This is a genomic window from Alteromonas sp. CI.11.F.A3 (genome assembly GCF_032925565.1).
Taxonomy (GTDB): domain Bacteria; phylum Pseudomonadota; class Gammaproteobacteria; order Enterobacterales; family Alteromonadaceae; genus Alteromonas.
Map to the genome: position 1 here is coordinate 1,068,961 of NZ_CP136708.1, position 16,673 is coordinate 1,085,633.

At 43.2% G+C, this 16,673-nt stretch carries 10 protein-coding genes and 1 tRNA gene; 1 reads left to right on the forward strand and 10 read right to left on the reverse strand.

What is annotated here, in order from left to right; genetic code table 11:
• Nucleotides 1-96: 96 nt before the first annotated feature.
• Nucleotides 97-1,518 (forward strand): glycoside hydrolase family 32 protein, encoded by a 1,422-nt coding sequence (locus R1T43_RS04575; RefSeq protein WP_317353338.1) that lies wholly within the window; start codon nt 97-99, stop codon nt 1,516-1,518.
• A gap of 72 nt (nt 1,519-1,590) precedes the next feature.
• Here the strand turns inward: R1T43_RS04575 and R1T43_RS04580 are convergent, their stop codons facing one another.
• The 10 genes from R1T43_RS04580 to R1T43_RS04625 all read right to left on the reverse strand — a co-directional run bounded on the left by R1T43_RS04580 (nt 1,591) and on the right by R1T43_RS04625 (nt 16,600).
• A complete protein-coding gene (locus R1T43_RS04580) occupies nt 1,591-3,099 on the reverse strand; it encodes a tryptophan halogenase family protein (RefSeq protein ID WP_211071523.1) in 1,509 nt (502 codons plus the stop codon).
• Between the two features lie 193 nt (nt 3,100-3,292).
• Entirely contained in the window at nt 3,293-5,878 is a 2,586-nt protein-coding gene (locus tag R1T43_RS04585) for a TonB-dependent receptor (RefSeq protein ID WP_317353340.1), read from the reverse strand.
• 776 nt (nt 5,879-6,654) lie between these two features.
• Nucleotides 6,655-6,741 (reverse strand) — tRNA-Leu (locus R1T43_RS04590).
• A 155-nt stretch (nt 6,742-6,896) separates the two neighbouring features.
• Nucleotides 6,897-7,991 (reverse strand): heparan-alpha-glucosaminide N-acetyltransferase domain-containing protein, encoded by a 1,095-nt coding sequence (locus R1T43_RS04595; protein ID WP_317353343.1) that lies wholly within the window; start codon nt 7,989-7,991, stop codon nt 6,897-6,899.
• A 33-nt stretch (nt 7,992-8,024) separates the two neighbouring features.
• Nucleotides 8,025-8,867: a sugar phosphate isomerase/epimerase gene (locus tag R1T43_RS04600; protein ID WP_317353346.1), complete on the reverse strand. Its 843-nt coding sequence runs from the start codon at nt 8,865-8,867 to the stop codon at nt 8,025-8,027.
• Complete coding sequence (locus R1T43_RS04605) at nt 8,864-10,195, reverse strand: DUF6005 family protein (RefSeq protein ID WP_317353349.1); 1,332 nt, start codon at nt 10,193-10,195, stop codon at nt 8,864-8,866. The genes R1T43_RS04600 and R1T43_RS04605 overlap by 4 nt, the downstream gene beginning before the upstream one ends.
• A 2-nt stretch (nt 10,196-10,197) precedes the next feature.
• Nucleotides 10,198-11,505 carry an AMP-binding protein gene (locus R1T43_RS04610; protein WP_317353352.1) on the reverse strand — a complete coding sequence of 436 codons (1,308 nt, stop codon included), beginning with the start codon at nt 11,503-11,505 and terminating at the stop codon, nt 10,198-10,200.
• Nucleotides 11,506-11,521: 16 nt separating this feature from the next.
• Nucleotides 11,522-13,288, reverse strand: a complete 1,767-nt coding sequence (locus R1T43_RS04615) for an IucA/IucC family protein (RefSeq protein ID WP_317353355.1) — start codon at nt 13,286-13,288, stop codon at nt 11,522-11,524.
• A complete protein-coding gene (locus R1T43_RS04620) occupies nt 13,275-15,140 on the reverse strand; it encodes an IucA/IucC family protein (RefSeq protein ID WP_317353358.1) in 1,866 nt (621 codons plus the stop codon). The genes R1T43_RS04615 and R1T43_RS04620 overlap by 14 nt, the downstream gene beginning before the upstream one ends.
• An 86-nt stretch (nt 15,141-15,226) precedes the next feature.
• Nucleotides 15,227-16,600, reverse strand: a complete 1,374-nt coding sequence (locus R1T43_RS04625) for an MATE family efflux transporter (protein ID WP_317353360.1) — start codon at nt 16,598-16,600, stop codon at nt 15,227-15,229.
• Between the last annotated feature and the right edge of the window lie 73 nt (nt 16,601-16,673).

The following is a 16,673-nucleotide window of genomic DNA, read 5'->3' on the forward strand; positions in this document are numbered from 1 at the left end:
AATTTGTTGACAAACTGTTAAAATCAGTCATCATAATGACCAACGATAGACATTTAATCAAGTCTTTTTTCCCACATTCGTATTGATGAGTAAGTTATGCATAGTACCCTTCGCGAGACATCCCCATCGCAAAATGGCAAATGGGAGCCACACTTTCATTTTTACAAGTTTGGTCATTGGATAAATGACCCTAACGGGCTGTTTTATTTAGATGGAAAGTATCATCTTTTCTTTCAGTTAAACCCTGATGCGACTGTGTGGGGCAATATGCACTGGGGAGCAGCAGAGTCGACTGATTTGATCAATTGGGAGCACAAACCAATTGCGTTGTATGCTGAGCCAGAAGGGTTGGGATACATTTTCTCGGGCGGGGCAATAGTCGATGGAAAAAACACTTCAGGCTTTGGTATAGATAATGTCCCTCCAATAATTGCTACTTTCACGCAACAGTCTATAGAAGAGGAACAGGTACAAAGTATCGCCTATTCTGTTGATGGTGGTAATACGTTTAGCATGTTTAATGAAAACCCTGTAATTGCTAACCCTGGTATTAAAGACTTTAGAGATCCAAAGGTGGTTTGGTTTGATGGACAAGACGAACAATATTGGGTTAAAGCTGTAGTCGCCGGGCACTGCGTACATTTCTACAAGTCTAATAATCTTAAAACATGGACAAAACTGTCAGAGTTTGGTGAGGGCGTTGGCGCTCATGGCGGTGTGTGGGAATGCCCTGATTTGTTTCCTTTACGGTGTGAAGAAACTGGGCAGCAACTTTGGGTGCTATTAATCAGCATCAACCCTGGTGGGCCTAATGGTGGCTCGGCAACTCAATATTTCATAGGTAGCTTCGACGGTATCGAATTCGTACCGCAAGATGGTGAAATTCGTTGGTTAGACCATGGTACAGATTGCTATGCGGGTATTACTTGGGATAACACACCAAATATACTGGAAGAAAGAGTGTACACAGCGTGGATGAGCAATTGGGACTACGCAAATAATACCCCTGATGATACGTGGCGTGGTGCGATGACGCTACCTAGAAGCATTAAGTTAGGTAAAAGTAATCATTCATATCGGCTGTTGACGCCAGTCTTTCCAGATTTTAGTTCATATGGAACGCAAGAAGCCGAATTTGCGTGTAATCAGGCTCTACCCCAAGCCTACAAGCTCTCATTAAATATATCTCCACGCGAAACGCAAACCGATATCGTATGGACTAATGAGGAAGGTGAAGTCTTTTCTATTTCTATTGACCTAAAACGCTCTGAAATAATAGTAGACCGAAGTCAAACGGGCTTTTCTGACAAAGGATTTGACTCAACGTCGACCATACCCATCGTGTTCGATGTGAATGATACTATTTGTTTAGCGGTTTATGTTGATGTGTGTTCATTCGAATGCTTTTTTAACGACGGTGAGCAATGCATCACCTCGTTAGTATTCCCTTCATCCTCCCTGAATAACGTGAATATTTCCGAACATGTTACCAACATTGCTTTAAAAGACTTAACTTAAAAACTTAAGCGCTGTAATGCAATATCTAGTGAGTTAGCCATACAAGATATTGCGTTTCAGCGCTTATGCAAACTAGGTTTTACAGTAATTCTCTACGTAGGCGCCGTGTTCCGGAATCGACTTCGCGTTTACATCAATTATGTGTTTTATATCAGCCATTCTCTTCTTCAGTTCTTGCTCAGAGTAAATGTCTGCATTTGCATCATATCCGCGAGAAGTAAGACCTTGCCCAACCATGACAGCAAGCCAAGAATAACGATTAAATAGCTCCTCGTTTTCTCTGAAGATCCGCCCTCTGCTTTCAAACAGAGAAAGCTTGCGGGATAAGCTATCTGGTACTTCCATGTTTTTGCAGAACTGCCAATAGCTTGAATCAGTGCGCTCTGTCACTTTGTAGTGACAAATTAAAAAGTCACGAATCTGTTGGAACTCGGTGGTTGATTGTTCATTAAAGTGGTCGATATCGATTTGTTCAAAGTCTAAATCTGGAAAGAGTTTGATGAGCCTAGAGATACCAGACTGAATCAAGTGAATGGATGTCGATTCCAAAGGCTCTAAGAAACCAGATGACAGTCCGATTGCAACACAGTTTTTCACCCAAAACTGTGCACGATGACCTGTTTTGAAGCTTATTTTTCGTGGTTCACCTACTAATTTCCCTTCTATATTTCGCAGCAGTGTATCTTGTGCACTTTGATCATCGGTGTGCGCACTAGAATATACAATGCCATTGCCTGTACGTGATTGTAGTGGTATTCGCCATTGCCACCCGGCTTCTACAGCGGTAGAGCGGGTAAAAGGGGGTTGAGAGTTTAGCTTTTCACTACCCACGGCCCAAGCGCTATTATTTGGTAAATAGTGGCTCCAATCGACGAAGGGGACCTTAAACACTTTGTCTATAAGTAAACCGTAAAACCCAGAACAGTCGATAAATAAGTCGGCTTCTAAGGTTTGTCCATTTTCCATTGTAATGCTTTTCAAAAAGCCATTGTCATTTCGCAATGTCGTATCAACGACTTTGCCTTCTATGCGCTTGACGCCCTTACTCTCTGCGATATCACGCAAATAAGACGCGTATAGAGTGCTATCAAAGTGATACGCATAGCCAATTTCAGATAGCGGCGTATTCTTCTGCTGAACGGGGTGCCTAAAGCGATGTTGTTTAGCAGCCATCGCCATTATGTTGTACTGATCTAAGGTGTCTTTATGGCCACAGGCCTGCAATCGCTGCCAAAACGCGTGGAAACTCACGCCATCCATATCTACGCCATATGGCCCGAAAGGGTGAAAGTATTGATGGCCTTTTTGCTTCCAATCAACAAACTCAATGCCTAGTTTAAAAGTGGCTTGAGTTCGTCTCATAAAGTCTTTTTCAGTAATACCAACGTGACGGTTAAATGTTTTTATATGCGGAATACTTGCTTCGCCAACACCAATGGTGCCAATTTGGTCAGATTCCACCAAGGTGATATCTACGCTGTTGTTTTTAAAGGAGCTTGCTAAAGCAGAAGCACTCATCCATCCAGCAGTACCGCCACCAACTATGATGACTTTCTTTATCGCATTATCAGGTTTGCGCATATTTAAACTCTCAATACCAACATAAAATATTCAGTGTACTTATAAATGTCGTAAAACGTGCATAACGAAAAAAAGAGGGCCAAAGGCCCTCTTCCATGCTCTTATAACAAGAGCCACACAACACTCTCACATATTGGGCTGCACACTGACCCATAATGGAGAGGCATACTTACACTTTGGCAAGTAAACTCACTTAGAAAGTATAGTTGATGCTTGCAACTGCACTTCGGCCACTAATTGAACGCATTCTTACGTATTCATTAGTAAATGGCTCTGATGCACCTACAGCAGCATTCTCACCTTCAGTTAAACCAATTTCATCTGTTATATTATTAACGTTCAGCGATACTGAAAGGTCATCATTGAAACGATAAGTTGCAAACACATTTGTTGTTAGGTAACCGGGCATGACCAATACATTTTCATTTCGTACATATGAGTCAGTTGTACCAACTATGTTTAGCCCTACTGTGTATGAATCTGTGTCATAAGATGCGATTGCAGAATATACCCAATCCGCTTGGCGTTGTGGTACGTTTCCAACAAAGTCAGGGAATAAATCGTCTGCTGCAATTTCAGCATCTGTCCAGGTTACATTACCAGAGAAGTTAAAGTTGTTGATAGAGTAGAAGGCTTCTACTTCGATACCTGAAGACTCATAATCACGTAACGATAATGGACCGCCGGTAACACGGCTTTCGCCAACGACTTCTTGGGTTTCTGCTGAGAAATAAACGGCGTTGATATCTAAACTATCGAAACGATACTTAACACCGACTTCTAACATTTTTACTTGATCTTCAATACGCTCATCATCAATATCACCTACTTTTTTGCCAAAGGCCGAGCTATCTGGATCTGCAACATTCGCAGGTGAATAGACCAAGCCAATAAGACGTTCTGAATTAGCGCGATAGCCTACGGAGTAGCGTCCAAATACACTTAAACCAGTGTCTATTAGGTAATTTGCACCAAGTGAATATGAAAAATAGTCATAGTCAAAGTCGACAGCGAATTCAGGCTCTGGGTTATGCAAAGACACCTGACCTTCTACGCCCTCTATCGTACCGTTGTTATTCACGTCGAAGTCTGTAACTCGAATTGAATTAGCATCAAGTGAACGAGAGCCGGTAGTACGTCCTGAGTCGTAACGGATACCTGCATCTAACGTTAAGTCTCCACTGTAATAAGTCGTATTTACATAAAGTGCATCAATCTTAGTGTTTAAGTCGAAACCACCATTACAACAATTTCCCCACTCAGCTGGACCGTATGAAATTAATCCGCCACTAGTCAGAGTTTCTCCACTCACGTCATCTACAACATCGACATACGCAGTGTCACCACCGCCTTCAACTGATGTTAGATAAGAAGGCCAACTTTGAAAGTTTTCTATTGCTTGCTCTGAGTGGTACCAACCCGTATGAACTTCTAACTCTGAATCATCAGATAACGTGAACACCTTGCTTAAATCTAAGTTATTCATCAGGTTGCTTAAATCTTGCATCTCTGTATTAAACGTGTGAATCACGGCAACAGAGGTATCCGGCGCAAGTGCTTGACCTGTATTGGGACCCGTTGCATAGATATAGCTGAAGTCTGTTCGCCCTTCAGAGCCTGCAAGATAATTTCCAACGAACGCACCACGATTGTCCTGCGTGCCTACCGACGCGGGGAAGGGAACGACAAATTCACCACTTATATCAGCCATTTTAAAGCGGTTTAATAATGACCAGCCGCCGCCAATGTCATCCAAGCTGGCTTCAAAACCAAATTGCTTAACGTCAGACTGCATGCCATCTGAAAGTCGCTTTTGCACAACATTATTTTGTTCATCCAGTACTTGAATAGTATCTGTATGCACACTTTGCAGGGTGTCGCCATTGGCTGAGTAGCCAGGAATAGAGCTATATGTTGGGTTCGCATTTGTACCACTTACGAACATAGGTGTTGGCATATAACCTACTGCACGATCGTTAAGAATTTTCACATTACCGCGGATATAACCGCCATCAAATTCTTTCGTTAGGTTAGCTTTTATCTGGCCGCCTTTGTTAACATCATATCCAGCTTCACGAGGGCCTTCACCTACTCTATAAAAGCCGCCGATGTGTCCGTACCAACCATTTTCCCAATTATGACCGGCCTCAAAATCTAATCGAGTAGTATCGTAAGTTAATCCTTTAGTAAGTCTTGCTGAGCCGCCGCCTTGCTCGCCCGTTTTGCTAATAAAGTTGATAACACCACCCGGTGAGTTACTCGCCAGTATAGATGCTGAACCACCTCGAATAGCTTCAACACGTGCGACGTTTGCGTCTGCGCGTAAAAAGATATCTGCGTTAGCAAAAGAAATATCGCCAAACTCTAATACTGGAAGGCCGTCTTCCCAAAGCTGCAAGAATTTCGCACCGCCAGATGCTATCGGTAAGCCACGAATAGCAATGTTCGCATTACCGTCACCACCAGATGCTTCTGAACGAACGCCTGGAATTTGTCTAAGTATCTCGGCTGTTGTACGAGATACTTCAAAAACGGGGCTGTCTGCGTCTATGCTAGAAATCGATACTGAAGACTCCAGTGGATCTGCACTTCCACCTGGCACTGCAGTAACAAAGATTCGTTCTATTTCTTTTTCCGGCACTTCTTCTTGAGCATAAGCAAGATTGCTCATTGCTAGCATGCTTACACCAGTGCATGCGAAAAGTGAGGATACTAAAACAGACAAGCGCTTTTTCTGGAAATGCTTTGTATTGTGTTGACTTATTTGACGATGACTCATGAAGCCTCCTGACAGACCTAATAATTTTTAGTGTGCTTTTTACACCGAAAATTGTGTAGCGTAATAATGTGTGTGTTTATGACCAACGTTGGACATTTTACAAATATTTTACTCACTTGCAACAACAAAATGAAGGTTTTTAGCCTTTTCAACTAAATTTATACTTTTGATTAATGAAAAGGTTCCTGCAAAATAATCCGCTGAATCTAAGAAAAGCTATAAAATACAATCGCTTTCACATATAAATTTGCCGCCCCGCAGTACTCCCTTCAAAATTGGCATATCGTTCATTAAGTTAATTGAATGTTAGAGCACTCTTATGGAAATAGGTATGGCCCTTTAAGGGGAGGGTTACCCTGTTACGAGAGGGGAGAGATGCTTTCAATGAAGCTACGCGGAACAGTATTGGAGTGCGTTTTAAAGCCTGTCTCTACTACCCCTAAACTGAGACAGACTAATTAAAGTTTTCTACAATAATTGATGCAGGAAACGACTAAGGAACATCACGCGATTCAAATTCTCAGATCATCGGAGTATTAAAAAAGTCGAGCGCCCACTACGCCTGAGTGGCGACTTCATATATTTAAGACACAAAAAAACCGACATTAAGTCGGTTTATTGTTTATCTCTTTCATTGGTAAGAAAAGAGATGGTACCAGTGGGCGGACTTTAGGTTGGTCGCCACGCGAGGGGCCGACACTCGGCCGACACGCTTGCGTGGCGATTTCATGAATTTCAGGCACAAAAAAACCAACTAAAAAGTTGGCTTAAATGTTTGGTACCAGTGGGCGGACTTGAACCGCCACGCCATTGCTGGCAACGGATTTTGAATCCGTCATGTCTACCAATTCCATCACACTGGCTTAGATAGGCTTGCTATCAATGAGGCTGCATTATAGCGATGTAGCTCAGGTGTACAAGTTTTTTTTAGGGTTTTATTACCGTTATGTGTCTGACTGAATAAAAGATAAACACTCTAGACGTTAAGTTGTCGTATTAGCAAGAATGTTAATGCTGGCTACGCTATTTTCATTGAACGAACATTATGTATCTTTAACCACAACAATACGCCAAAGTGAGACAGTGCCATTACCACTAACATTGCCGAAATCGCCGCTATCTGCGGCAATTGTTGAGAGCCTACTAGCATTAACCCCCAGCCAATCAACAGCCATTGAATAACGTAATAGGTCGTAACGTTTCTCCCCCAAAAGCACAAAAGTGAAACAAAACGATTAGCACTCTGATTTTCTGTTAAACGTTGGCAGAGCCATAAAAAAACTAGCGCACCACCTGTTAAGCTAATAACCATACCAGGGCCTGGCCGCATGTTACTTGCCATATGATACGCCGTGTCGGTGATGGTTATTGGTAAACCCACCGCGATTATGGCGGTGCCTACCCACAATGACTTTTGAAAGAACTCACGAATGTTGCACGACTTTCTTAACCAATGGCCAAATGCCATGCCCACTAGTGGGTATGCTAACCAAGGAAAAAGTGGAAACATTGCGCCTTGATTTACGTTTCCAAATAGTAGTTTCAATACGCTATCAATATATATCCAGCCTGTAGATGTATCCCATATAGAGGGTGAAGCGAAAGTTACTAAAAGAGCACTTATTAGCCAATGCTTGGGCTCTGGCAAAAGATGCTTTACAAGTAAACAGCACGCTAACGCTAAGCCAGCAAATTGTAAAATATCCACAATAAAAAATTCAGTAGTAGGCGTATAGCTTCCCAATTGCTCCTGTGTTACTAGCCCGAATTGTAGCGAAAGCCACATTGGAATGGAGCCTCTGGCAATATTTAGCGCATAGCCCAGTGCGAATAACCCTAACGCGCGTTTTAAACCCGTTGATAACGATTGTTGGCCGCTGTAGGTAATAAACATTCCCATAATAAATACAAACCACGCGGCCACTTGCCAGTTGGCAAGAAGCCTAATAGTAGAGCCCACTAAACTTTCACGCGTACTTGTATCGCCATAGAAGTCTAGGACGTGGACCAGTACCATTAAGATAATAAGTATTCCTCTGGCAAAATCGAACGTGAGAAGGCGTTCATTAGCAGGCTGAGAAGCCCGTATTGGCGTTGTGGCCGAAATGGTCATTTTTACTTCCTTACTTACTATACAAGTGGCCGTCTATGCGCTTAAACATGTTTGTTGTAATTGCTGAATTAAATATCTATCGCGACTGAGCACTTGTTTGCAATGGTTTCCGAACCACTCCAATGAGGTATCTGCATTGGCTATACCTGCACCATGGTGTAGGTGTAAATACTCAATAAAATGTTCATAATCTACGGCCCCTTCAAATATAGGTACCATGCCTTCTCGCGTTCCTGCAGCGGCATAAACGTTTTCAGGCGCGAAGACAGAAAGGTGGCTTTCACTGCTAATATTCTTAAAATGGAAATGATTAATATGAGGCAGTAGTTCATCAAGCGCGCGGGTTATATCTGCGCCTGATTCCCACACGTGGAGTACGTCGAAATTAAGCTGAAGGTTAGCCCTATCCACATGAGCAAACATTTCTTGGGTTGATGTTACTGAATCGGCATAGGTTTTGGGATGGGTTTCTATCACCAAATTTAAGTCATGGGGAGCTAGCCAGTCGCATATTTTTTGTAGACGATTGAACAACTCTGCTTTTTGAGTTTCTGTGTAATCATGGCTGCCTTTTCCCCCAGCGAAAGTGCGAATTTTGCTTGCACCCCAGTGTTTGGCTAGTCTGCAGAGGTGTTGTACTTTGTGGTAAAGCACGTTTTCAGAAACCAGCAGCGGAAGATAATCACTAAGCATAGTGGCCTTTAGACCATATGATGCTAGCCAATGTCTATCATAATGCGGTTGGTCAGTAAGGTTATTTGCATGTGCGCCCCAAAGCTCAATGCCCTGAAAATGGTTGGCCTGTGCCCACTGCGCTATTTCTTCTATCGATATCAATTGGTGTCGAAAAGAGATGGTACAAATTGAAAGGTTCATGCTGTAGCGTCCTCTGCGACGATCTGCGAGTTATTAAGGTGTAGGTTGTGTAAAGCAGACCACTGTGAAAATACGTCGAATAAATGCTGCTTAATCCTGAATTCTCGTTCATCTTGCTGATCTAACAACATGAATATTTCAGCGATTAATGCGTTCTTATTCGTTAAGCTAAGCTGCTCTGTCGCTAATTTCATTGCGCGAAATTGAATGTTTTTATAATTGCTAACCAGTGCTTCAATCACATCACACCAGTGTTCAAATTCAGCTTCAGGAAAGCCAATGTCACGCCAGAAAAATGCGAAGCCATGTTCATAGGCATACTTTCGAATGGCTAATACAGGAAGTTGCTTAAGGGCTTCACCTAGCTGGGTGGCATCAGTGTCGTTATTGTCATTATCAATGTGAGCATGAACAACTTCGCGCACTTTATCGGTCATGGGGTTGTTTTTTGCATTGAAGCTGGCAAGAAAGTACTCACCGACAACGGTGTTATTTGTAGGCGTTATGTCTCTGCTATCAAAAATATAGCCGCCCGCCACAGCTTCCGATTCAATAGCTGCGATGACTTGGTTTTTGTTTTGGGTCCCTTCCCAACGAAAGTCAGGGTCGTACATGAACCATGTAGCTGGGTCGTTTGTTTCTTCCAACATCACATAGTGGGGGAAGGGGTTTTGATTAAATTTGTTCTCCCGCTCTGGCAGTAAATACATATCAAGCATAACCATGATATGTTCGCTTTTAGATTTTTGTGCCAATAACGTTTGTAAGGTATGAAGGTTCTCTTGTTTACTGAGGGTCTCGCAGTACCACGAGGTAACCGAGACACCATAAAGTTTTTTATACCATTCCCTAAAGACATCGTGGTTGATATCATCTGAGTGATAGGCTAAATGGTGATCTTGGTTGACGAGCACTTCAGCGTCCCATACTCCAAAGTAAAAAGGCCTGTGATCAACTTGTTCATTAGCTTTAATGCTTTCACATAAGCAACTCACGAAGCAGTGCACCTTAATATCTTCAAATTCTTCCTGAGCTTGCGCTATGTCATTAGGAGCATGGCTGCTGTTACCGTTATCGCTAGTAGATTGCGTTAATAGGAAGTCCGCTAACGAAGACACGGTAGCAACGTCGTCATTGCTTAACGACGCGTCAGGTATATCGATGCCAAGGGTTAATTCAATATGCACGAGCAGCTGCATAATTTGTACTGAGTCTAAATACAAATCTTCATTTAGCCGCGCCGACGAAGTGAAATGGTCTAGCTTCTGATTATTAAGCTCTTGTTCAAGTACCAATTTGATGGCATCAATAATGGTGTTTTTATTCATGGCTAACCTGTTACCTGCTCAAGCGCATTTTGTTGTTTTTGATGTGCGTAATTTTCTGCCAGTTTTTTCCGATTTACTTTGCCATTCGGCAAGCGCTCTATATGTGCTACGGCGTGCAAAAATTGTGGAATTTGGTATTTGGCAAGTTTGCCGCTGCACCATGTGCGCAGCGCATCAGCATCGAGTGTGTCAGTGGTGAAATATAAACAGGCACGCTGGCCCGCTGCGGAATCGTTCACTTTAAATAGTACGGCATCTAATACGCTTGGGTGCTCCAGAACAATATCTTCAATTTCTTGCGGATATACATTTAAACCCGACACAATAATGGTGTCATCTTGGCGGGCAACGAAATGCAGAGTAGGCGACCCATTTTCTTCCTGTTCAAAATAGCCCAAGTCGTTGGTATGGATAACCTGTGGCTGATGGCTCGCATTAATTGCAGGTATGGTTATAACAATCTCTTTTGGATGGCTGGCATCTAGCCCACTCGATATTTGAACATGAGGGAGAACTTTACCAATGCTGGTATTGGACGATTCGATACGGCTTAAGCTTACACATCCAGACTCAGAACACCCATATTGTTGGTATAGATGTGTTATCCGCCCTCTCACTTTTTCAAGTGCTGGTTTTGACATCAAAGTACCGGAGGTCATTGCAGCATAAAGCGAGCTGTTTTTAGGCCAAAGCAAGCTAATCATGCTTAGCATCGCGGGCGAGGAATATAGCAATGGCTTCTTAGCTGCCATTACATTCTTTATAATGAATTTAGGATTAATATTGGTAATAACGGTTGGGCTTTTGCCTCGGCCTAAGGCTACCAGAACGCCGCAAATGAGGCCGTAGGAGTGGGTAACGGGGCATGCTACGAATGGGGTCATGTCATCCGCGTCTTGAAAATGAGAAATGTAACTGGCAATTTCTATATCAATGGCCACCCAGCTTCGTTTTATGCATTTGGGTTCACCTGTGGTGCCTGAACTCATCTGAATAAGCCCTGCTACCTTGTCGTTCTCGCCACTATACTCAACAGTTACTTGATTGTGCATGTCGCCGTAAAACAACGCTGTACACTTTGCCCGGCTTGCCGTTCGTTTAGCAAGTTCTAGTGGTGTGTCTGGGTGTATTGGCAGTACAGAAATTTCATGGTTTTTAGCATAAAGGCATAACGCTAACCAAGTCGCAGTGTCATAAAGACAGACTGCTATGTTGACGTGCTTAACATGCAATGCGGTAATGCTCGAGAACTGCTGGTAGAAACGTTCAAAATCGTGGGTGGAATAGAAAGTGGAATCGACACTTAACATGAAAATCTCCTGCACATTAAAGAGGATGTAAAGGGTTAGGAATAGTGTGATGGAATTCTTGTGTACCTTGTCCGCTGAGCTTTTTAGCGAGCAGAGACTCTGTTTGAACCTTGGGTGCAAGCAAATCGATTTTTTGTATACGGCTACGCCACGATTGTGCGGTTTTCTCATAATCAGATAATGCACGAGTAACCTGTTGCCAAAACTGGGCTTCTTCATAGTGGTAGAAGCGCTGCATTAGTGTGGCCACATCGGTAAGGTTGTATACAAACAAGGTATCGACCAATAACTCCCGGAGGGCATCAACTTCAGACATCCAGTAATACTGATTATCGGGTGCATCAACATAGTCGGGGTGTAATTCACAGAAATCAGGTTTTAGCTCAGGTTGTGCTAGGTAGTCTTCTACATACTCAACACTTTCGTGAAAATCTCGAAGCACGACCGATGTTGGCCATCCTTTTTGATGCCGTAAAATCATATTTTGGGCGTGTGCTTCCACAGCGATGCCATGCTTGACTAACAGATGCCAAACTGGAATGACGGTAACTTCAATGAGTTGATTTAGCCAAGTTTCGCAGCCGTATTTATTTATCCATGGGTCGATGAAAGGTAACCCGTCTTGCTCAATAAGTGACAGTGCAGCAAAGGGGAGGGCGTGTGAATGTGTCTCCTGTAGAGGTTGGCTATTACGAAATATCACACTCAGACTTGGGGCTAATTGGCTTGCCCAATGTTCGCTACTCGCGTCGGTACTAGGGGGGCGAACCACAATGCCAGCATATTCATGTTGGATGGCAAGATGTTGCTTTTCTTGATACCAGCTATCTTGCTTGATAAGCGTATCTAACCAGTTTGAAATTGCCGGCGATGTTGTGACCGAATGAGGTTCAATGGTACGTAAAGATGATGTATTTACCATGTTCATCGGTAATTTTACATGTGCTTTTTGGGGGGAAGTGATATTCAGTAAAGTCCTTACTGAAATGGTGGCTTGATAGCTATCACCACATTCACCCAAGTCGATAATATCTTTGGTATTAATAGGATGTAAGAGTGCTGCGCCGAGGGCGTTGCGTTGCCACGGGTGTATTGGCAGCAATCCATACTCTTGACTATGTGGGCTTAACGCCTTTAGACGTTGCTGAAGTACATGTAGGGTCTTATCGCCAAGTTCTTGCTGCCAAAAACAATCTTCCTCAGTAGGTAGATTTGATGCTAAAAAAGTGCGTTTGATAGCTAACCAATGAAGTTTGAAATAACGACTTGCTTCGGGGCTATAGTTAGCATGATCGGCAAGGCTGAAACCGGTGCGCGCTTTAAAACAAGGGTGATAAGGGTGCCCTTCTAAAATAGCTGACTCTAATGCCGGGTAATCAAACGAGCGCCGGCTTTCAGGCCGGGTTAAATGAGCAGCGTTCCATTCACAGAACCCAATGGTCTGAGATAACTCGTTCAGTAATTGGCCTTTAGTGGCAGCGCTTGCGGGCAAGGCATTTACCAACGTAGGCAAATCAATAGTAGCTGTTTTAAAGGGGGCAATTTGTTTTATATAAGTAGCATCTAATCGAATGCGGCCAAAGCTTGATATCTGGCCGCGGGCAATATACCGGGTGTCACCAACGGCAAACCAAAAATTGCCATTGGTGTAGTGGTAAGGAACAATCTGTTCAAAGAGCAAGGCTTCAACAAGCTGCTTGATCATGCGTGCTTTTGACGCTGTATTTTGCCCAACCAACCAATGCGCTAATTGGGTTTTTCTTTCTATATTAGGCTGATTCAAGGCAGGCCTCGCGCGTGGTTGTTACGTTTACGGTTACAGAGATAGAGGGGGCTTTGCGATAGAAAGGGTTTTTAATCTGGGTATAAACAGCTTGCTCCATCTCAGCCTGTAATTCATCAACGTCATCTACACGAGTCAGTAAATTTCCTTTGCACGGTATAGATTTACGCTCTGTAATGGATTGTATTAAATGTTGCCCAAGGGGCGAGAGCTGGGTGAATAGTTTATCTAACTTGGTGCGAGCTAGGTTTAACAGGGTTTCTTCACCAACTAGCGCATCTATGCCAAAGCGATTAATGACAGAGAAAAGTTGGTTAATAACTAAGTAATAGCCGAATCGGTCAAAAATCATATCGTTATCATAAAATAACTCAGGACATTTAATGAGATCGGGCTCTAGCTGCATTAGCCTGCTTTTAACCAAACTAGAAAGATAAAACCCTTGGTTATCGCGATAAAAATACGTTTTTGGGTAGCCCTCTGTAAGGTCTAACAAAGAGTTTTGTTGGTGGGCTTCTAATGCAATACCAAATTCATCGAATAATCGTATGGCGGGCTCTATTGCGCATTGCCAGTAACGGTTGAACCATGCAATGCTTGTCTGATGCAATGAGCTGCCCTGCTTATCCGAAAGGGTGTGAATAATGGTGGCAAGCTTTGAACGGTCATTAGGAACAATAGCGTCCTGTACCAGTGCTGCTATCGACTGTATTCCTCCAATGCCTAATTCATGCTGGGTTTGCGTAAACGGGTTGTCCCGCAAGATCATTTCAAAGCCACTTTCATCCCTGTTAGGTAAAGAAAGTGAGAGGTAAGCGGGGTCGCCTATCACTTGAAACTGAGGATGAAGAGAAGAAAAGCGTGTTGTGTTAAGTAGCTTCGCTAACGTCACGCCAGCATCAAGCTCATGACCCATATTAATACGCATGGAATTAGTAATTTTAACCGGAATGGAAACTTTCACCATGAAGTTAAGCTGTTCACAATAAAGGGTTCGTACCGACGACGTTGGTGTGAACGTTGCGCCCAGCGGTCCTAAGGGCTGTAGTTGCTGTGTGGAAACTAATTGTTGAATGTAATCTTGTTTCAATAACCACTCTGCTTGAAGTGGGTGCACTGCCACTAACGCCTTGTCAGATTCACTGAACTGTTTAACCACGGCGAGTTGTGCATCACAAGTTTCTTGCTCAGCAATACGAAGCACAATCTGTTCGCCAGACAGTGAAATTGCCGAACTTTGATTTAACCATTTGCGTTTTACGGCAAAAAAATGGAGCTTGAAGCTACCTTTAAGTTCAGGGGCATAATGGGTGTGTTGCCATCGGTGCATACCTTGACGCGATTTGGGCGTTGGGTGCAGCCAATGACCAAACAATACCGATTGTTCAGAGTCAATAAAGCGAGGGCTTTGTAGTGCGGGATCATCTATTCTTTCTTGAATATAATCAGCCATGACCTGATGGCTTTCAATAGTGCGAGATGTTAGCTCTAATTCCTGGTCACAAACATAAGTGTTGTTTGACCGAGCGTAAATTTCTTTAATCAAAAGCATGATGGCTGACACTGAGTCTATCGTGTGCCATTCCATGCTGTTAGGACGTTGATGGTATATGCCAGTGAGTTTGTGCCTTCCTACGATTGACCGATACGCCACACCGAATACTAGCTTTATTTCACTGTGCTGAAGTTGTAATTCCAGCATGAATTTGTCGTGATTTTCTGTGTCGAAACCACTCGCGGTTTTCCATTGTGCTATCGAGTGCCAAACTCCTTCATCTATTTCTTTTAAATAGCCGTTAACAAAAGCTTGGTAGGATGCATTATCTGCGATTTGCTTGGCGGTTGTGGCCATGCTTTTCTCCCATTACTCAGACATTAAAATTCCCCGCCATCGTAATGAGAATGATTATCATACTCAAGTTGGTTTACATTTGTTACTTATTCCAAAAGCGTAGAGGGGCGAAATCGAAAGCTATATATGAGTGCAAAGCCAAAGGTAAGCCATTCGGCAATAGGCAGTGCGATCAGAAATAATAGCGGGGAAGGTGACAGCGGCAATAGTGTGTTGTGATAAAAAACAATGTAGAAGAACACCAGCAATGCTGCGGGAAATATAATACTACGGCATAGCGCCAACAGTGCGGATGGCGCGGGTTTATGAATGGCCGTTAGGTAGCACCCTAAAAGAATATTAATACCATTTACAATAAATACCGGCCACATTAGGCCAATAACGTCACCAACAAGTTCAGTTACCTCGCTGTCCCGTTCATTTAAAAATAAGGTTGTGAGAGATGTTTGTGCAAAAATCAGCGCCCCCGCCAACAGCAAGCCGGTTAGTAATACACTTGAAAGTGAAATCTTTAAAAATGCGTAAACTCGAGGAGTGTTCTTGGCGCCGTAATTCTGGCTAACCAGTAAATGAAGAGCATCGGCTACCCCATAAGACACCATCACGCTAAGAAAAATAAAATAATTCACCACGCTAAACGCAGCAACACCATTTGTACCTAACTGCGCAATCAGTAGCCAATTTAGTAGTAAGAATAGCGCACCAACTGATACTTCATTTACGAATTCTGAAACGCCGTTATAGGCAGTGGACACGATAGCGCGCCAATTTCGCTGTTTAAAAGAAAAGCGTAAGGTACGTTTGGGACTGAAAAAATAGGTTGTTAGCACCATGCACTGTATAAGTTGCGCGATGGCAGTAGCATAGGCGGCGCCCGCTATTCCCATATCAAGGTGCAGTATGAATATCCAATCAAGGGCAACATTAGTAAGCGCCCCTATGACTAAGGCTTTTGTTCCTAGCACAGGATGACCATCGGTGCGCACAAAGTAATAAAGCACCATGGTGCTAAGTTGCAAAATAAACACCCAGCGAATAATGGCAAAATACTCTGTCACCAGCGGTTGGATAGGCTCAGGTACGTTTAAAATGACATAGAGCGTAGGCTCTAGAGCAAAGCTAAGCAGTGCGAAAAAAAGGTTAACCGATACGGCGGTTATCAGTGTTTTACTCATGATGCCAGAGGCGGCGGCAGTGTTACCTTCTCCTAAATACTTGCCAGCAGTGACGGCGCCGCCAATAGCGAGCATGAGTGATATAGCGATAAGAAAGGTTAAATAAGGCAGTAGTAAACTCACTGCCGCGAGGGCATCTGAACCAACGATGTTTCCTACAAAAATACCATCTACAAGGCTAGCTGTGGTGAGTGATAGCAAACCTATCATGGATGGAATAACGTAATAGAAAAACGTGGGAATAGTGGGGCCTGCCAGAACCCGGTTTTGCTCGCGACTACTCATTGCTTGCTCATTTGTAAATATTTAAGCCTGTGCTGGAAACCTCATCGGTGGCCAGCGCGAAGAGGCAAAGGTT